General features: G+C 47.3%; 1 protein-coding gene. It reads left to right on the top strand.

Annotated elements, in window-relative coordinates:
* Positions 1 to 32: 32 nt before the first annotated feature.
* The coding region (locus B3182_RS02370) for an ABC transporter permease (RefSeq protein WP_414683334.1) at positions 33 to 1,100 on the top strand (1,068 nt) is incomplete at its 3' end.

The following is a 1,100-nucleotide window of genomic DNA, read 5'->3' as shown; positions in this document are numbered from 1 at the left end:
TGTATTTATCGCGCTTAATGGTATGGGGCCTGATGGCAACTATCATTGGCTTAATACTCGCCATACCTGCTGCCTGGTTATTGGCTTCAATGACCGCACAGTTAATGGACCAGCCGTTACAATTTGTGGTGGACTTCTGGCAACTGTGGCCAGCCATACTAACTGCTTTAGTCGCTTTATTTGCCTTTGCCTACCCTCCGATTGATCGTTTACGCAATACACCGGCAATGCGGGTTTTTCGCAGTTTGCCAACCAATGACAAGGCCGCTTTAGTCAAAGATTTGTTATTGGCTGTAGCGGTGATATTTGGTTTGTTGTGGGTGTATGTCAATGATATTAAGCTGGTAACAGCATTACTCGGGGCAGTGGTTGCGTTAGTTATTTCACTGGCGGTTGTGGGGGCGGGTCTAATCTGGTTGTTACGCAGATTTCCTGCTGGAAAGGGTGGTTGGCGATTGGCGGTGATTGCGTTGTATCGACATCGTAATGCGACCCTGTCACAAATGTCGGTATTTGCGATGACTATTATGTTGGCTGCAACGTTAGTTCTGGTGCGATCATCGCTACTAGCTGACTGGCAGGCACAGTTACCGGAGGATGCACCAAATCATTTTCTGCTGAATATTGCTCCGGAAGCAGTGGATGAGGTAGAAGCATTTTTCTCACAGCATCAGATAAACCGTAGCCCTCTATATCCTATAGTTCGCGGCAGACTGACTGAGATTAATGCGCAGCCTGCACAAGACGTTGCGTTCAATAAAGATGATGATGAATTGCGCCGCGAATTAAACCTGACAACGTCAAATTCTTATCCAGATGATAATAAAATCGTTGCTGGGCAATGGTTTAAGCCGGGTGAAACAACAGGGCTGTCGATTGAACAATCACTGGCTGAGTCACTTGGGGTAGAGATTGGTGATGAACTGGGCTTTACGGTGGGGGCCGAAAAAGTCAGCACAACCATCACTAGTATTCGCAGTGTGCAATGGGACAGCATGCGGCCCAACTTTTTTATCATTTTCCCGCCCAATGGCACGATAGATGGATTACCCAGTACCTCGCTGACGAGCTTCTATCTTGCTGAACAGGATAAACCGTTG

This window comes from Methylophaga sp. UBA4204 (assembly GCF_002379485.1).
Taxonomy (GTDB): Bacteria; Pseudomonadota; Gammaproteobacteria; order Nitrosococcales; family Methylophagaceae; genus Methylophaga.
This window is presented reverse-complemented; position numbering and strand designations above follow the sequence as displayed.